We start from the raw sequence: 16,750 nt of genomic DNA, 5'->3' as shown, positions 1-16,750 counted from the left end.
ATGGAGGTTTGAAATGACGGGTAAGCTTGCAGGCAAGCGGGTTTTGATCACAGCGGCAGGGCAGGGCATCGGCCGGGCTTCAGTGCTGGCTTTTGCGCGCGAAGGCGCGATCGTCCATGCCACTGACATCAACCAGCAATTGCTCGATGCGCTGCCGAAAGAGGCAGGGATCAAGCCGCGCAAGCTGGATGTATTGAAAACCGAAGAGGTCAATCAGGTTGCGGGCGAGATCGGTCCGATTGATGTGCTCTTCAACTGCGCCGGGTTCGTCCATGGCGGTTCCATCCTGGAAATGCCCGATGCGGATCTGGATTTCGCCCTCGATCTGAATGTCCGGGCGATGATCCGCACGATCCGCGCCGTTCTGCCCGGCATGATCGAACGCGGCGATGGTGCGATCATCAACATGTCGTCGGTGGCCAGCAGCGTGAAGGGCGTACCAAACCGTTTCGCCTATGGCGTTACCAAGGCGGCGGTGCTCGGCCTGACCAAGTCGGTGGCGGCCGAATACATAACGCAGGGCATCCGCTGCAACGCGATCTGCCCCGGCACGGTGGAAAGCCCGTCGCTGGAACAGCGCATGCGCGCTGGCGGCGACTACGAAGCCGCGCGCGCGGCTTTCATTGCGCGCCAGCCGATGGGCCGTCTCGGCCTGCCGGAGGAAATTGCCGACCTTGCCGTCTATCTCGCCGGTGCGACCTACACGACGGGGCAGGCTTACAACATCGATGGCGGCTGGACCGTCTAGGAGACTTTGCCAATCCACCCTGATGGGCATCTGATGCGATTTTCTGCGCTTCCGGTGCTCATGGACGAAAATGTCCACTGCGCTCCGGTTCTCGACAACCGCACCAGCTCCCTCATCAGGATGAATTGTCAGAAGCCTCCTCCCATGCAATCGGAAGGAACAGACGATGAAATTTCTACGTTATGGCGAACCGGGACAGGAAAAGCCCGGCGTGCTGGATGCCAAGGGGCACATCCGCGATCTCTCCGGCAAGGTGAACGATCTTGCCGGGACCGTGCTCGACCCGGAAGCGCTGGCGAAATTGTCTGCGCTCGATATCGAAAACCTGCCTGCCGTTGAGGGCAATCCGCGCCTTGGCCCCTGCGTTGCCGGAACCGGAAAATTCATCTGCATCGGCCTCAACTATGCCGACCATGCGGCGGAATCCGGCATGGCCGTGCCGCCGGAGCCGGTGATTTTCATGAAGGCCACATCGGCGATATCAGGGCCGAATGACGATCTGGTCATTCCGCGCGGTTCGGAAAAGACCGACTGGGAAGTCGAGCTCGGCATCGTCATCGGCCGCACGGCAAAATATGTCAGTGAAGCCGAGGCGCTGGATTATGTCGCGGGGTACTGCACCGTGCACGATGTCAGCGAGCGCGCCTTCCAGACGGAGCGGGCAGGGCAATGGACCAAGGGCAAATCCTGCGACACGTTCGGTCCGACCGGTCCGTGGCTGGTGACGAAAGATGAAGTGGCCGACCCGCAGAACCTCGGCATGTGGCTGAAGGTGAATGGCGAGACCATGCAGAACGGCTCGACCCGGACCATGGTCTACGGCGTTGCCTTTCTCGTCTCCTATCTCAGCCAGTTCATGTCGCTGCATCCCGGCGACATCATCTCGACCGGGACGCCGCCCGGCGTCGGCATGGGCATGAAGCCGCCGCGCTACCTCAAGGCAGGTGACGTGATCGAGCTGGGCATTGACGGCCTTGGAACCCAGAAACAGGTGGCACGCGCCGACGTCTAACGCGTGCTGACCCGCAACCTTATTCAAGAGGCATATTGTGACCCGCATTACCGATCTTCGCGTCTTCGACGTCCGCTTCCCCACCTCGCAGAGCCTGGATGGATCGGACGCCATGAACCCGGACCCGGATTATTCCGCCGCCTACGTCATCCTCGATACGGACAACAAGGCTTTGTCCGGCCATGGGCTGACTTTCACCATCGGTCGCGGCAATGAAATCTGCTGCCTGGCGATTGAAGCGATGAAGCATCTCGTCGTCGGGCTGGAACTGGACTGGGTGAAGGAAAATCCCGGCCGTTTCTGGCACTTCATCACCGGCGACAGCCAGTTGCGCTGGATCGGGCCCGACAAGGGCGCGATGCATCTGGCGACGGGCGCGGTGGTCAATGCGGTCTGGGACTTGCTTGCCAAGGAAGCGGGCAAGCCGGTCTGGCAGCTGGTCGGCGAGATGACGCCGGAAGAAATCGTCGATATCATCGACTTCCGCTACCTCACCGACGTGCTGACGCGCGAGGAAGCGCTCGCCATCCTGCGCAAGGCGGAGAACGGCAAGAAGGAGCGGATCGCGACGCTGCAGGCGGAAGGCTATCCCTGCTACACCACATCGGCGGGCTGGCTCGGCTATTCCGATGAAAAGCTGCGCCGCCTCTGCCAGGAAGCGGTCGACGCCGGTTTCAACCACATCAAGATGAAGGTCGGCCGCGATCTTGAAGACGATATCCGCCGCCTGACCATTGCCCGCGAGGTGATCGGGCCGGACCGTATCCTGATGATCGATGCCAACCAGGTTTGGGAAGTGGGCGAGGCCATCGACTGGGTCAACAAGCTTGCCTTCGTCAAGCCGTTCTTCATCGAGGAGCCGACCAGCCCGGATGACGTGGCGGGCCACCGCAAGATCCGGCAGGCAATCAAGCCTGTGAAGGTCGCGACCGGCGAGATGTGCCAGAACCGCATTATGTTCAAGCAGTTCATCGCCGAAGGCGCCATCGATGTGGTGCAGATCGATTCGTGCCGGATGGGCGGCCTCAATGAAGTGCTGGCCGTGCTGCTGATTGCCGCCAAATATGAACTACCCGTCTGGCCGCATGCGGGCGGTGTCGGCCTGTGCGAATATGTGCAGCATCTGTCGATGATCGACTACATCGCCGTGTCGGGGACGAAAGAGGGGCGGGTGATCGAATATGTCGACCATCTGCACGAACATTTTGTCGATCCCTGCAACATCCGGGATGCCGCCTATATGCCGCCGTCGCTGCCGGGTTTCTCGATTGAAATGAAACAGGCGTCGATCGAGGAATATCTCCACCGGCCATAGGAAAAGGGGCGGGGCTTCATCAGTCTGACAAAGAGCTGTCCTATGGCGGTTGCATCGTCTTCTCTCGTCACGGGGTTCCCATGCTCGACCTGATCAAGCCTTCGCTTGCCCGCTTTGCCGCCAGCCTGCACCCGGAACCGCCGGTGCATCTCGGCCGACGCTACAACGGCGCGGGCGTCTTTCAGCCGGAACCCGGCAATACGGTGGTCTGCCATCTGGTGAAGGGCTCCGAGTCGGAAGCCTCGGTCATTGCCGTGCGCGACCGGATGCTGGCGATGCCCGATGCCGGCCAACTGGCCTTTACCCCCGTCTCCAGCCTGCACATGACGCTGTTTCAGGGCATTATCGAATATCGCCGCCGCCCGTCCTATTGGCCAGATGATGTTCCACTGGAGACAAGCATCGACGACATGACGCGGCTTTACGTGGATCGCCTGCAGGATTTCGAGGGATGCGGACCATTCAACGTCGAGGTGATCGATGTCACGCCCGCAGGCCTGACCGTGGCCGGTGCGAGCGAATATGACGAGCGCATCATGCGCGCCTGGCGCGACGAACTGGCCGTGCCGTTCGGTTACCGGCATCCTGATCACGACACCTATGTCTTCCACATCACGCTGGCCTATCCGATCGCGCGGTTCCCGGATGAAAGGCTCGGGGCCTGGCAGGAACTTCTGGATGATTGCCTAGCATTCATCCGGCGTGAATCGCCGGTCATTGCGTTGAATCCGCCCGCATTCTGCAGTTTTGCCGATATGAATCATTTCGAGGAACTGGTGGTTCTGGATTGAACCAGAGGCCGTTTGATCGCCAATCTGCGACATAGTGTACACGCGCCCGGCGTGTCGTCTTACGTAAATGCGATGTCGTTTCCGCACCTATTCTTTTTGGGTGCCTGATGCTTTTATCGGGGCACTTGAGGTGCCGCTTTTCTAGGGAAGCGGAGAATTGGGAAGCCGGTCGGAAACCCGGCGCTGCCCCCGCAACGGTAGTGGAGTGAAACACGGCATAACAGCCACTGGGTCACAACCCCGGGAAGGCGTCGTGACAGCCGATACGGCAACTCCAGAGCCCGGAAACCAGCCTCGGTACCAAAAACCGACTGATCGCGGTGGGCGATCAAGGAGCATGATTCTGTGCGGGCACCAGCCGGTGGCTGGCCGTGCAGGCGTTCTTCCTCCGTCACCACCAGTCAGTTCTTTCGCAACATCGAGGCGAGGACACGACATGGATATACGCAACGAACTGCTCCGGAACCTGAGAAACCGGAAACCCGGCTACGGCCTTGAACAGTCTTTCTATTCCGATCCGGATTATTTCCGGCTGGATATGGAGAACATCTTTTATCGCGACTGGCTGTTCATCGGCCATGATTGCGAAGTCGCCAAGCCCGGCAACTTCTTCACGGTGCAGGTCGGCGACTATCCCGTGGTCATCGTGCGCGACCGCCAGGGCCAGATCCGGGCTTTTCACAATTCCTGCCGCCATCGCGGCTCGCGCGTCTGCTCGGCCGAGCGCGGCACGTCGGCCAAGCTCGTCTGCCCCTATCACCAGTGGACCTACGAGCTTGACGGGCGCCTGCTGTTCGCCCGCCAGATGGGCGATGATTTCGACGCCAGCCAGCACAGCCTGAAGCCGGTGCAGTGCGAAAGCGTCGGCGGTTACATCTTCATCTGCCTGGCGCAGAATCCTGTCGATTTCAGCGCGACGCGCGCGCTGATCGAACCCTATCTCGCGCCGCACCACCTCACCGAAACCAAGGTCGCCTATCAGAGCACCATCGTCGAAAAGGGCAACTGGAAGCTGGTCTGGGAAAACAACCGCGAGTGCTATCACTGCGTGGCCAATCATCCCGAGCTGTGCAAGACCTTCCCGGAAGCGCCGAGCGTGAGCGGTGTCCAGGGCGCCGCAGACGATCCGGAAATTGCCGCGCATTGGCAGCGTTGCGAAGCGGCAGGCCTGCCCAGCATTTTCCGCATGTCCGATGACGGCCAGTACCGCGCCACCCGTGTGCCGCTGCTGCGCGATGCGGAAAGCTATACGATGAGCGGGCGCCGCGCCGTCGGCCGGCAGCTCAGCGACAGTGTCAACGAGAAGCAGATCGGCTCGCTGCTGCTGTTCCATTACCCGACCACCTGGAACCATATCCTCGGCGACCATGCCATTTCCTTCCGCGTGCTGCCGCTCGGCCCGGATGAAACGCAGGTCACCACCAAATGGCTGGTGCACAAGGATGCGGTCGAGGGCGTGGATTACACCATCGAGGAACTGACGCATGTCTGGCTCGAGACCAATGACCAGGACCGCCGGATCGTCGAGGAAAACGCATTCGGCATCCGTTCGCCCGCCTACGAGCCCGGACCCTATTCGCCCGAGCATGAAGGCGGCGTGCTGCAATTCCTCGAATGGTACTGCAGGTTCATGGAAGAGCGTCTCTCCGGCGGCGATACGCGGCTCAGCAAGGTAGCATAGGTACACAATGAACATGGGCGTTCCTCAGTCTTACCCGCACCTCGACCAGATGCAGCCATGGAATGACCGGCTGCATCTGCTGGAGTGTCTGTCGATCATCGAGGAAGCGCCGAATGTGAAGACTTTCACATTCCGTTCCGACAACCAGAACTGGTTCCGCTATGAGCCGGGCCAGTTCATGACCTTCGAGCTGCCGGTGCAGCCCGAAGCCGTCCTGCGCACCTATACGCTCTCCTCCAGCCCGTCACGGCCCTTCACCATCGCCGTGACGGTCAAGGCCCAGGAGAACAGCATCGGCACCCGCTGGATGCTGGATCACCTGACCCCGGGCATGCGGCTGAAGGCCTTCGGTCCGCTCGGCGATTTCTCCATGCGCAGGCATCCGGGGGAAAAGTACCTGTTCATCTCGGCCGGGTCCGGCATCACGCCGATGATGTCGATGACCCGCTGGATGCATGATTGCGCCCCGCAGAGCGATATCAGCTTCGTCACCTGCGCCCGCCGGCCCAGCGACATCATTTTCCGCAGGGAATTGGAATATCTGACAAACTGCATGCCCAACCTGAAACTGTCGTTCCTGATCAAGGAACACGAGATGGGGCAGGTGTGGACCGGTATCCGCGGGCGGCTGGAAGCGCCCAAGCTGCCGCTGCTGTCGCCGGATTTCAAGGACAGGACGATCTTCTGCTGCGGTCCGGAAGGTTTCATGCGCGATGTACGCGGTATGCTCGAAGCCAGCGGTTTCGACATGGCGCACTATCATCAGGAAAGCTTCGGTCCGGCTGCCGAACCCGTTCTGCCCGCCTTCGATGTGATGTCCACCGACGCCGTGGAAGCGTCGGCGACGATCACCTTTTCCATGTCGGGCATGGACGTGCCCTGCATGCCGGGGGATACGATCCTCAAGGCGGCGCGCGGCGCCGGTATCCGCATTGCGGCGGCCTGCGAATCCGGCCTGTGCGGCACGTGCAAGGTGATGAAACTCTCGGGCAAGTCCGAGATGGATCACAATGGCGGTATTCTCGACGAGGAAATCGACGAGGGATTTGTCCTCGCCTGCTGCACCAAGCCGCTCGGCAATGTGGAGATCGAAGCCTGAGCGCCGCCTTTTTGAGCTATTCTTCGTTCTCAAGTGCAGGCAATAACTGGCGGTGAAGGCTCGCATTGCGATCGTGCGTGGTTCGACAAGCTCACCATGAGGGAGAGGGTTGGGCTGCAATGCTTAATCACAAGCATTGCAGGATATGACTCCCTGAAGTCCTCATCCTCCCTCATGGTGAGCTTGTCGAACCACGCACCACGCACCGCAAAAAAATGCCTGTGCTTAGAACACCACGGTCTTGTGGCCATTGAGCATGACGCGGGATTCGAGGTGCTTCTTGACGGCACGGGCGAGCACCCGGCTCTCGATATCGCGGCCGGTGGCGACAAAGTCCTCGGCGCTCATGGCATGGCTGACCCGCTCGGTCTCCTGCTCGATGATCGGACCCTCGTCGAGGTCGGGCGTGACATAATGCGCCGTCGCGCCGATCAGCTTCACCCCGCGCTCGAACGCCTGATGATAGGGCTTTGCCCCCTTGAAGCTCGGCAGGAATGAATGGTGGATGTTGATCACCTTGCCGAACAGCCGCTTCGACAGAGTGTCCGACAGCACCTGCATGTAGCGGGCAAGGATGACGAGATCGGCGCCGGTGTCCTTGACGATCTTCAGCAGCGCCTCCTCCTGCGCCGTCTTGTTGTCCTTGGAGACGGGCAGCACATGGTAGGGGATGCCCTCATGCTCGGCAAAGCGGCGGCTGTCCTCGTGGTTGGAGACGATGGCGGCGACTTCCGCATCGAGCCAGCCGACCTTGATCTGGTAGAACAGGTGCAACAGCGCATGGTCGAACTTCGACACCATGATGACGATCTTCGGCTTCTTGGCCTGGTCGATCAGCGTGGTCTTCATGCCGAAGCGCTCGATGGCTGGCTTCAGCGCCCGCTCGACATCGTCCTTGGAGGTTTCTTCCGAGGCGGCAAAGGCGATGCGCATGAAGAAGCGGTTGGTCTGGCGGTCCCAGAACTGGTTGCTCTCGGCGATATTGGCATCCAGCGCCGCCAGCTCCGTCGTCACCGATGCCACGATCCCCGGCTTGTCTTCGCACGACAGGGTGAGGACGAAACCGTGCGTATAATCAGACGGCTGACGGGTTACGGGCGAGGTGGGGGACTGATGATCCATCGGTTCAAACTCCAGGAAGCTCTTTGAGAAAACGGTCCAGTTCGTCATGCGGAATTCCAACCACATGTTCGGCTGCCGGATAGTTTTTTGCGTGCACGTCTGCGACAAACTCGGAAAAGGCTGCGACCCTTTCCTGCTGCAGGCGATCATATTCGGCGGAAAAGTTGCGGTAGGTCTTGGCATGGCGCGGATAATGGCCGCGGTTCGATCCAAGAATATCCTCGGCGAAGAGATATTGCGCATCGCAGCCGGCACCTGCGCCCATGGAAATCATGAACAGCGAGGTGCGCTCGGAAATGGCGGTTGCAACCGCCACAGGCACCACCTCGATTTCGGCGGCAAAGGCCCCGGCTTCTTCCAGTGCCTTGGTCTGGCGCCAGATATCGAGCGCGCTTTGCGCCGTCTTGCCGACAGCTTTGAAGCCGCCGGTCCAGGTCGCCTTTGACGGGATCAGGCCGACATGGCCGCAGATGGGAATGCCTTCATCGCGCATGCGCCGGATCGTCGACAAGCTGGCCGCGCAATAGACCGCATCGCCGCCCGCACGCAAGGCGGAAAAGGCAGCGCGCACATAATCCTCCGCCGTGGCGAAATCGCCGTATTCAAGCCCGGGAATGGTGAAACAGGATGGCGCCGCATCGCGGAACGCGGGAGAGAGCAGCGCAGGCGGGACGGACAGGATATCGACCCGCGCGCGCTCGGCGGCTTCCGCCTCCTCAAGCGTTTCGACCCGCAGCATGGTCAGCTGGCGACGGCCTTTCATTGCGAGAATGTCCGCCACCGTGGGGCGTTTGCTGGTCATGGTGTCTCCGTCCGTTTCAGGCTGCGAGCAGCGATTTGAGTTTGATGTCCGGGGCGGCAAGATGAGCCTGATCGGGACAGGCGCTGCGGGCAATCAGCATTTCCGCCAGCCTTATATCCCGGGCGACGCTGCCGCCGGGACCAATGCCGCTGGCAGCGACGAGGCGTCCATCCGCCGCGAGATGGAACAGGATGAACGCGCCGTCGCCGAGATCCCTGCGGATTGTCCGGGCACCTTCGTCGGCAAGCCCGGCCACCTGCAGCCCCAACTCGTACTGATCGGACCAGAACCACGGAACGGCGAGATGCGGCTCGCAAAGCCCAAGCATGTTGCGGGCCGCCAGCGTGCCCTGTTCCTGCGCATTGCGCCACGCTTCCAGCCGCACCTGGCGACCGCCATACAGGGCAAGCGGAAACGCACAGCAATCGCCGGCGGCAAAAATATCGGGGTCGCTCGTCTGCAGATGCGCATTGACGAGGATGCCGTTGGCGGTTTCAAGACCGGCTGCCTCGGCGAGCGCCGTTACCGGCAGAGCGCCGATGCCGATGATGGCGAGGTCCGCCTCAAGCTTTTCACCATCGGCAAGCGTCATGGTGACGCCGGTTTCCCGGTCGGTGATCGCTGCAATGGCAACGCCGCAGCGGATGAGAACGCCTTCCCGCCGGTGACGTGCCGCGATGACTGCGGCGATTTCCTCCGGTACGCCGCGCATCAGAATGCGCGCCTGGGTTTCGAGCACGGTCACCACGGCGCCGCGCTGGCGCGCACTGGCCGCAAGTTCAAGGCCGATGAAGCCGCCGCCGACAATGACAATGCGCGCGCCTGGCTGAAGCTGCGCCCGGATGGCCAACGCGTCGTCATAGCTGCGCAGACAGGTGCAATGCCTGCTTGCCGCCGCCAGCGGCAGCGGGCGGGGGATGGCACCCGTCGCGAGCAGCAGCCGGTCATAGGCAAGACGTTCGCCACCGGCGAAGATGACGTCCTTCGCTTCCCGGTCTATTCCAATCGCGGTCGTGCCGGCAACGAAGCGGATATCCCGTTCGGCGAACCGGTCCTCTCCCGCGATGGTTCTGGCGACGGGATGCTCCGGTGAAATCATGGCGTCCTTGGACAAAGGCGGCCGTTCATAGGGAAGGTGTTTTTCCGCGCCGATCAGCGTGACCGGCCCGGCATATCCGTTCTCCCGCAGCGCGAAGGCGGCGCGGGCGCCGCATTCGCCGCCGCCGATGATGACCATACCGGCGGTCATCGTCAGGAAGCCAGCTGGATGAGGACCTTGCCGGCCTCGACTTTCACCGGATAGGTCTTCAGATTGACGCAGACCGGCGCACCCTTGGCCTGGCCGGTCTTGTAGTTGAAGCGGCCATTATGCTTGGGGCACTCGATGATATCATCCATGACGAGCCCGTCGGCCAGATGGATATGCTCATGGGTGCAAAGCCCGTCGGTGGCGAAGAATTCGTCATCGGGGCTGCGATAGATCGCAAAGGTCCGGCCCGCGTGGTCGAAACGCATGACGTCTTCCTCGTCGATATCGTCCGCCGTGCAGGCCTCAATCCAGTCGCTCATGGTCTTTCCTCCCTTTGGCAGGAGCCGCACAGGCCCTGCTCATTGGTCTTGTTTGTAAGCAGTTTCTTACCAATTCTATTCCGCTGCAGCGCGGGCATCCTCGCCGTGGAATTCCTCGCGGTAGGGTTTTGCCGTCAGCGGCAATTCACGCCTGAGGTAATAGTCTTCATTGCGCAGCTGGCGCAGGAAGGCGGGGATCATCTCGCGGTAGCCGTCAAGGATGGACGGATTGGGGGCGGGCAGGTCGTGCCTGATCATGGCATGCAGGCGTGGCAGCGCATGATAGGGCACCATGGGAAACATGTGATGCTCGACGTGATAATTCATGTTCCAGTAGATGAAGCGGCTGACCGGGTTCATCAGTACTGTGCGGCTGTTGAGGCGGTGATCGATGACATTGTCGGCAAGCCCGCCATGCTGGAGCAGGCCGGTCAGGACATGGTGCCACGCGCCATACAGGCGGGGCAGGCCGACCAGCATCAGCGGCAGGATCGAGCCTGTGTACACGGCCAGCGCAATGGTGGCGGCATAGATCGCCAGCCAGATGCGGGCGAAGCGCACGACCTTGTGCTGCTCCTGCGCGGGGATGAAGCTCTTTTCCTCGGCGCTGACAAACCCGGCGGCGTTGCGCAACATGTCGGTCATCGCATGCCAGACATCGAGAATGCCGAAGACATTCAGGAGGAGGCGGACGAGATCGGGCGGACGCATGACGGCAATCTCCGGGTCGCGGCCGACGATGACCGTGTCGGTGTGGTGACGCGCATGGCTCCAGCGCCAGGTCACCGGATTGCGCATGATCATGAAGCAGGCGATCTGATAGACCGCATCGTTCATCCAGCGGGTCTTGAAGGCGGTGCCGTGGCCGCATTCGTGCCAGCGCGAATCCGAAGCGGAGCCGTAGAGCACGCCATAGGCGAGAAAGACGGGGATGCACCAGATCGTGCCCCAGAGAACAATGCCCAGCCCGGCAAGGACAACCATGCTGCCGAGCCAGATCGCCGTGTCGCGCATGGCCGGCCCGTCCTCGCGCTTCATCAGCTCCTTCATGGCCTTGCGCGGCACATCGGTGTGATACCACTCGGCGGCAGCCAGCCCGGTCTCGATGGCGCGCTGTGAATCGCGGCCAACGAGGCTGTAATCGCGTGATGCCGGTAATGCTGCGTCCATGGCAGGACCTCCCAATCCTTCGGCACACACTTCAAACACTGCGGCCCGATGGGAGAAGTGTAGCGATGGCAGGGGGCATGCTCAATTCGTGATGATAAAATCCTATCAATCTCCATCATCGGATGATACGGTTTCATGATAGAATCTATCATTCGAGGCGATATGGCCAACAGACCGACAATTGCCGATCTTGCCCGGGTTTCCGGGGTCAGCGTGGCGACGGTGGACCGCGTGCTCAACAACCGCCTGCCCGTGCGCGAGGAAACGGCGCGGCGCGTCTATGACGCTGCCAACAGCATCGGCTATCACGCGGCGGGACTGATCCACCAGCGTATGCGGCAGGAACTGCCGGAATACAGGCTCGGTTTTCTCCTGCAGAAATCCGGCCAGCATTTTTATCAGGATTTTGCCCGGGAAATCGATCAGGCGGTGCATGCGGCGCCGCATTTCCGCGGCGTGCCGGTGGTCGACTTCTGCCCGTCGCTGGCGCCAGAGGATATCATCGTCAAGCTGCGGTCTCTCGCCGGGCGCACGCAGTCGGTCGCGCTCGTCGCGCCGGACCATCCGTCGATCACCGCCGTGATCGAAGAACTGAAGGCGAGGGGCATTGCCGTTTTCTCCCTGCTGTCCGATTTTGCCGCTGGCGTGCGCGAGGGCTATGTCGGCCTGAACAACCGGAAGGCGGGGCGCACGGCGGCCTGGATGATCGCCAAAACGGCGCGCCGTCCGGGCAAGGTGGCGATCTTTGTCGGCAGTCACCGGTTTCAGGGGCATGAGCTGCGGGAAATCGGCTTCCGCTCGTTCTTTCGCGAAGAAGCGCCCGAGTTTACCGTGCTCGATACGCTGATCAATCTGGAGACACGGCAGATCACGCATGAAGCGATGCTCAATCTTTTGGAACACCATCCGGATCTGGCGGGGTGTTATGTCGCCGGCGGCGGCATGGAAGGGGCGATCGCAGCCCTGCGCGAGAGCATTCTGCCGGAGCCACCGGTGATGATCTGCAATGAAATCACGCCGGAATCGCGCGCGGCGCTGGCTGACAATGTCGTCACGATGGCCATTGCCACCCCGCTGCCGCGTCTCTGCCGTGAACTGGTGGAACTGATGGGCCATGTCATCGAAACCGGCGCAGCCAACACGCCAGGACAAACCTTTCTGCCGTTCGATATTTATCTGCCTGAAAACATCTGAAACAGCCGAATCTATCAGAGATGATAGTTTCTGCGGCGTCGGGGCGATTGACTGACCGCTGAATGGAACAGATGTTTCGCGCGGCGCCGGCATTGTGCTGGCATTTCATTCCTGGGAGGTTTTCCGATGAGCGCGACGCGTTCCGCACCGGTTTTTGCAATCAATCACATGGTCACGCCGGCGTTGCGGCCGCAGGCTTTCTTCCAGCTGGCGCGCGGCATCGGCGTGCAGGACGTGGAAATCCGTAACGATCTCACCGGCAATGCCATCATCGACGGAACGCCGGCGGGCGATATTCGGGCGCAGGCGGCGGAGGCCGGGGTGAAGATCGCGACGATCAATGCGCTGCAGCGCTTCAATGAATGGACGCCCGAGCGCGAGAAGGAAGCCATTGAACTCGCCGATTATGCCAGGGATGCAGGCGCGGCGGCTCTCGTTCTGGTGCCGGTCAATGACGGGACCGGTCAGGAGGACGGCGCGCGGCAGAAGAGTCTGCGTGCGGCGCTGACAGCGCTCAAGCCGATCCTGGAGGCGCGGGGGCTGCTCGGGTTCGTCGAACCGCTCGGCTTTGAAATCTGTTCGCTGCGCTCAAAACGCGAGGCTGTCGAGGCCATCGAGGACATTGGCGGGCAGGACACGTTCCGGATCGTCCACGACACCTTCCACCACCATCTCGCCGGGGAACCGGCGCTTTTCCCGCAATGGACTGGGCTCGTTCATATTTCAGGCGTGACCGATGCCGCCGTCTCCATCAGCGACATGCGCGACTCGCACCGCGTTCTCGTCGATGTGCAGGACCGTCTCGGCAACATCGCGCAGATCCGGGCACTTCTGGCCGGGGGCTATGCGGGGCTGTTCTCGTTCGAGCCGTTCGCCGAGGAGGTGCAGCAGCTGGACGATCCGGCTGGCGCGATCAGGGCAAGCATGACCGCGGTAAGGAATGGTCTTGCTCAATCCTGATCGTTGACGGCTGCCAAAAAGTGGGCGCCGGGGTGAGCCGGCGCCGGTTTTCAAGGTCAGAAATTTCATCACTCTACGGGATGATTTGCGCACCCGCGGGCGGTTTGGCTGTGGACTTGCTGTAATCGGCGTTTGGTCCTGAGGGTGGGACAAGACTGTCATCTTCACCCCATGCCGTTGGTGTCGCTGACAGCTTGAAGTTCAATTTGCCACCGTCCCTGATCTTGTCGAGGGGCAGCCACAGGCCTTGATAGGGTGTGTGATTGAGCGCCATTTCATTGATGTACCGGACATTGTCGAGCATTGCGTCCCTATCCGTTTTGATAAACAGCTTCTTGCCGTTGCCGAGCCAGACAGTTATGTCCGGGAATTGCGGTGTAGATACAGCCAGCCCGGGCGCAGAGGGAATGACCGGGTAGAGCCCAAGTGCCGCCCAGACGTACCACGCCGATGTCGCGCCCATGTCGTCATTGCCGGGCAATCCGCTAGGGTTAATGGAGAAGTTTTTGTTCATGATCACCGGGATGATGTACTGGGCATATTTTGGTGCAGCCGCCCAGTTGTAGGCCCATGGTGTCTGAAAGGCCGGTTCATTGCCGATGTAGTAACCAGCCGATGCTTCACCTCCGTTCAGGCTCTTTCCAGAAGGCTCTTGCTTTATGTTGCCGAATGCTGAGAGCGCGGGGATTGAAAACAGCGTATTCAACCTTGCAATGGCCGCATCCTTGCCGCCAAGCTTGCCGATGAGCGCGGTCCAGTCATGGGCAAACGCCCAGATGTAATTTTCCTCCGTCGATTCATGAAAACTGCCATTCTGCCATTTGTCTGCACTGTTTTTAGCGCGCAGCTTCTTCAGGCCCGTGTCAAAAATGTTCAGCCAGTTTGAGGCGCGTTTGAACAGCGCCTGAATGGTGTCCGGCTTGACACCTGCCGACGCGGGCAGACTGGCAAGGAAAGCAGCGGCGGACCGGTCGCTGGTTGTCATTTCAATAGTGGCAGAGGATGCGTGCCATTTTGCGGTTGCATCGGTAGCGATGTAGCCGAGTTTGAGATAGTCCGGCAAGGCAGGCAGATTGGCATTGCGCCCGACGCTGAGCTTGTCGTTGCAGGCGCTTGTGGCCTCGAATGTGGATTGCTCCGTGTATTTGCGCGCCTTGGCCAGGTCGAAATTCCGCGCCCCAAACAAGTAGGATCCGGCGATAACGTTGAGGGCGTGGTCGCCCTGCATGGGGATGGTGTCCTCGCTGCCATTCACCCAATGCGGAAATGCACCGCATTGCTGCGCGTCAGCAACAAGCGATTGCATCATCTCGCTGGCCTCGTCAGGAGCGACAAGAGCCACCAGTTGCGCGGCGGAACGGTAGGTGTCCCACATGGAGAAGCCGGAGTAGTGCGTCTTGTAGCCGCTTTCCTTGCCGTCCAGCGTGAATTTGTAATTGGCCACGTTCTCGGTTGTGCGGTCAGGCAGAGTGTCGCTTTCCGGAAAAGGTGCCGTCTGTTTCATGCTGCGGTAGTCGCCGTTGACATCGCTGAAAACGGTGGGGCCGCTGTAAACGCGATAGAACGCCGTATAGAATTTCGTCAGATTGGTCTTGATAGCCGGCTGTTTGTCCGATGGAAGCTTCGCTTGTTCCTCCGCTTTCGCCAGACTGATCTGGATGGTATTGAGGCGCTTGTTCCAGATAGCGTCTGATTGCTGCCTGACAGTATCGAATAACCAGCCATTGTTTTCCGTTTCAAGATTCTTCCTGGCATTGTCAGCACTGACTGATGAAATGCCGATCTTGACCTGAACGGTTTTATCCGTATCGGTCAGATCGAATTGCAGAGTGGCTGCACCGTCTTTGACCGAAGATGTGTCCTTCAAAGGTTTGTCAAAAGCGGCATGGAAATAGACGGGCTGATCCCATGTTCCGCCACAGAAGCTCCCGGCGAACGCCTTGCCGGAAATCGTTCTCCTATCCTCGCCCAAGGTGATTGTGGCAAGATTGGCAACGATGTTTTTGGCTTTCGGTTTTGCCCGGTTGTTGAGCGTGGCGTCAATGACGAGGAAAGCCTTGTCCTTGTCGGCGTAGGAGAAACGCGCCATGCCGGTTCTCGTCGTCGCGGTCAGTTCGCTGAGGATGTTGTTGAATTTGACCCGGTAGTAGCCGGGTTGCGCCGATTCATCGGCGTGGCTGTATCTTGCGCCGTTGCTCGATATCAGGCTGTTAATTTCCTGTGGCAGAATGGCCACCGCACCCTGACCGCGGCAGCCGGGGCCGTTGAGATGGGTCATGCTGAAATACTGAATTGCTCCATCGTCGTAATAATAGCCGCCTGATCCTCTGCCGAAGTCAGTTCCGCTTCCCTCTGTATCCGGCCCGAAGCTGACCATGCCGAAGGGTGTCTGTGCGCCGGGGTTGACGTTGCCGGAATGATTGCTGCCTGATGGGGCCCCGCCACTGTCTGTAATGGTTGTGCCGATGAACGGATTGACAAACTGGGTCAGGGGCATATCCGTTCGTGGCTGCAAAAAATCAAGCGAGTCTTCAAACGCGATCAGGCGTGAATTGAAAGCTCTGATTTCACCGTTGCTGTTTCTCGTCAGCGCTTCAATCGCGATCGACAGACTGACGATTTGGTCTGTCAGCGCTGTTATCGATGCGGCATCGGCTTTGGTTTTCACCGTTTCCAGCAATTGCCGGATAGCATCATTCGTTGATGTTAGAGTGGCGCGGTCTGCGTCGAATTTGGTGCTGGCGGCAACCAGATCAGTCCTTGCTTTTTCAAGGTCACTGGCCAAATTCTGCAGGCGGGCCCGGTCCGCCGCCACCAGCGGGAAATTGGTCTGCAGCAGATCGATGCGCTGCCGCAGATTGTCTGCAAATTCTATCAGCGGGCTGAATCTGGACGAGCTGATGTCACCCAGTTTCAGTGCAAGCGCGGCTGCATCGTCTTCTGCCTGCGGCAGATTGAATCGCCGCAATTTGGTAAGGTCGTTTTCTGTCTTCGTTGCGGTTATGCCGGCTTCCAGAGTCTTCAGGGTTTGCTGGACCTCGCCAAGCGTGACTCGCAAAGCCGCAATGTCGGCATCGCCCTGAGCTTGTTTGACCTGTACTGCTTGGCTGATTGTGTCCGATGGTTGAGATACCTGTGTGTTCAGGTCCTTGGCTGCTCCATCGAATGTTCCCTGGGATGCCGCAGCGTCCTTGTCATCCGAGCCGGTACAACCCACCAATGCGACGCAGCTGAACAAGCCCGCAATAAGCGGTGCCTTTAGTCTCATAATGTCCTCCCAAAAATTT

Annotated in this window: 14 protein-coding genes and 1 riboswitch; of the genes, 8 read left to right on the top strand and 6 right to left on the bottom strand. The window is 60.2% G+C overall.

What is annotated here, in order from left to right; translation table 11 throughout:
- Positions 1-13: 13 nt before the first annotated feature.
- From ACZ5FP_RS17490 to ACZ5FP_RS17465, 6 genes are all read left to right on the top strand, one after another.
- Positions 14-748 carry an SDR family oxidoreductase gene (locus tag ACZ5FP_RS17490; RefSeq protein ID WP_105731930.1) on the top strand — a complete coding sequence of 245 codons (735 nt, stop codon included), beginning with the start codon at positions 14-16 and terminating at the stop codon, positions 746-748.
- Between the two features lie 166 nt (positions 749-914).
- The gene (locus ACZ5FP_RS17485) at positions 915-1,760 is read left to right on the top strand and encodes a fumarylacetoacetate hydrolase family protein (protein WP_464661416.1); all 846 of its coding nucleotides are present in this window, start codon (positions 915-917) and stop codon (positions 1,758-1,760) included.
- A gap of 37 nt (positions 1,761-1,797) precedes the next feature.
- On the top strand, positions 1,798-3,075 hold the full coding sequence (locus ACZ5FP_RS17480; protein ID WP_464661415.1) for an L-fuconate dehydratase: 1,278 nt from the start codon (positions 1,798-1,800) through the stop codon (positions 3,073-3,075).
- Positions 3,076-3,155: 80 nt separating this feature from the next.
- Positions 3,156-3,866 (top strand): DUF1868 domain-containing protein, encoded by a 711-nt coding sequence (locus ACZ5FP_RS17475; protein ID WP_464661414.1) that lies wholly within the window; start codon positions 3,156-3,158, stop codon positions 3,864-3,866.
- Positions 3,867-3,977: 111 nt separating this feature from the next.
- Positions 3,978-4,177: riboswitch (cobalamin riboswitch) on the top strand.
- A gap of 125 nt (positions 4,178-4,302) precedes the next feature.
- Positions 4,303-5,547: an aromatic ring-hydroxylating oxygenase subunit alpha gene (locus ACZ5FP_RS17470; RefSeq protein ID WP_288193477.1), complete on the top strand. Its 1,245-nt coding sequence runs from the start codon at positions 4,303-4,305 to the stop codon at positions 5,545-5,547.
- Between the two features lie 7 nt (positions 5,548-5,554).
- Complete coding sequence (locus ACZ5FP_RS17465) at positions 5,555-6,646, top strand: FAD-binding oxidoreductase (RefSeq protein ID WP_223612483.1); 1,092 nt, start codon at positions 5,555-5,557, stop codon at positions 6,644-6,646.
- 225 nt (positions 6,647-6,871) lie between these two features.
- Here the strand turns inward: ACZ5FP_RS17465 and purU are convergent, their stop codons facing one another.
- The 5 genes from purU to ACZ5FP_RS17440 form a co-directional block, all read right to left on the bottom strand.
- A complete protein-coding gene (purU, locus tag ACZ5FP_RS17460) occupies positions 6,872-7,768 on the bottom strand; it encodes a formyltetrahydrofolate deformylase (protein WP_464661413.1) in 897 nt (298 codons plus the stop codon).
- 4 nt (positions 7,769-7,772) lie between these two features.
- Positions 7,773-8,570, bottom strand: coding sequence for a 3-methyl-2-oxobutanoate hydroxymethyltransferase (locus ACZ5FP_RS17455; RefSeq protein WP_464661412.1), 798 nt, complete (start codon positions 8,568-8,570; stop codon positions 7,773-7,775).
- 16 nt (positions 8,571-8,586) lie between these two features.
- On the bottom strand, positions 8,587-9,819 hold the full coding sequence (locus tag ACZ5FP_RS17450) for an NAD(P)/FAD-dependent oxidoreductase (RefSeq protein ID WP_464661411.1): 1,233 nt from the start codon (positions 9,817-9,819) through the stop codon (positions 8,587-8,589).
- A 2-nt stretch (positions 9,820-9,821) separates the two neighbouring features.
- Entirely contained in the window at positions 9,822-10,139 is a 318-nt protein-coding gene (locus ACZ5FP_RS17445) for a MocE family 2Fe-2S type ferredoxin (RefSeq protein WP_346307373.1), read from the bottom strand.
- Between the two features lie 75 nt (positions 10,140-10,214).
- Positions 10,215-11,309, bottom strand: coding sequence for a fatty acid desaturase family protein (locus ACZ5FP_RS17440; RefSeq protein ID WP_464661410.1), 1,095 nt, complete (start codon positions 11,307-11,309; stop codon positions 10,215-10,217).
- A gap of 162 nt (positions 11,310-11,471) precedes the next feature.
- On the opposite strand from ACZ5FP_RS17440, the gene ACZ5FP_RS17435 reads away from it, so the two are divergent.
- On the top strand, positions 11,472-12,503 hold the full coding sequence (locus ACZ5FP_RS17435; RefSeq protein WP_464661409.1) for a LacI family DNA-binding transcriptional regulator: 1,032 nt from the start codon (positions 11,472-11,474) through the stop codon (positions 12,501-12,503).
- Between the two features lie 126 nt (positions 12,504-12,629).
- Entirely contained in the window at positions 12,630-13,463 is an 834-nt protein-coding gene (locus tag ACZ5FP_RS17430) for a TIM barrel protein (RefSeq protein WP_464661408.1), read from the top strand.
- A 73-nt stretch (positions 13,464-13,536) separates the two neighbouring features.
- On the opposite strand, the gene ACZ5FP_RS17425 is transcribed toward ACZ5FP_RS17430, so the two are convergent.
- Positions 13,537-16,731 carry a glycoside hydrolase domain-containing protein gene (locus ACZ5FP_RS17425; protein ID WP_464661407.1) on the bottom strand — a complete coding sequence of 1,065 codons (3,195 nt, stop codon included), beginning with the start codon at positions 16,729-16,731 and terminating at the stop codon, positions 13,537-13,539.
- Between the last annotated feature and the right edge of the window lie 19 nt (positions 16,732-16,750).

This window comes from Phyllobacterium sp. T2-21 (genome assembly GCF_055378485.1).
The sequence above is the reverse complement of the archived record's forward strand: the minus strand, read 5'-3'. Positions and strand labels throughout refer to the sequence as shown.

Coding starts and splice junctions, on each gene's coding strand:
- ACZ5FP_RS17490 (WP_105731930.1), top strand. CDS start 14: ATGACGGGTAAGCTTGCAGGCAAGCGGGTTTTGATCACAGCGGCAGGG.
- ACZ5FP_RS17485 (WP_464661416.1), top strand. CDS start 915: ATGAAATTTCTACGTTATGGCGAACCGGGACAGGAAAAGCCCGGCGTG.
- ACZ5FP_RS17475 (WP_464661414.1), top strand. CDS start 3,156: ATGCTCGACCTGATCAAGCCTTCGCTTGCCCGCTTTGCCGCCAGCCTG.
- ACZ5FP_RS17470 (WP_288193477.1), top strand. CDS start 4,303: ATGGATATACGCAACGAACTGCTCCGGAACCTGAGAAACCGGAAACCC.
- ACZ5FP_RS17465 (WP_223612483.1), top strand. CDS start 5,555: ATGAACATGGGCGTTCCTCAGTCTTACCCGCACCTCGACCAGATGCAG.
- purU (WP_464661413.1), bottom strand. CDS start 7,768: ATGGATCATCAGTCCCCCACCTCGCCCGTAACCCGTCAGCCGTCTGAT.
- ACZ5FP_RS17455 (WP_464661412.1), bottom strand. CDS start 8,570: ATGACCAGCAAACGCCCCACGGTGGCGGACATTCTCGCAATGAAAGGC.
- ACZ5FP_RS17450 (WP_464661411.1), bottom strand. CDS start 9,819: ATGACCGCCGGTATGGTCATCATCGGCGGCGGCGAATGCGGCGCCCGC.
- ACZ5FP_RS17445 (WP_346307373.1), bottom strand. CDS start 10,139: ATGAGCGACTGGATTGAGGCCTGCACGGCGGACGATATCGACGAGGAA.
- ACZ5FP_RS17440 (WP_464661410.1), bottom strand. CDS start 11,309: ATGGACGCAGCATTACCGGCATCACGCGATTACAGCCTCGTTGGCCGC.
- ACZ5FP_RS17435 (WP_464661409.1), top strand. CDS start 11,472: ATGGCCAACAGACCGACAATTGCCGATCTTGCCCGGGTTTCCGGGGTC.
- ACZ5FP_RS17430 (WP_464661408.1), top strand. CDS start 12,630: ATGAGCGCGACGCGTTCCGCACCGGTTTTTGCAATCAATCACATGGTC.
- ACZ5FP_RS17425 (WP_464661407.1), bottom strand. CDS start 16,731: ATGAGACTAAAGGCACCGCTTATTGCGGGCTTGTTCAGCTGCGTCGCA.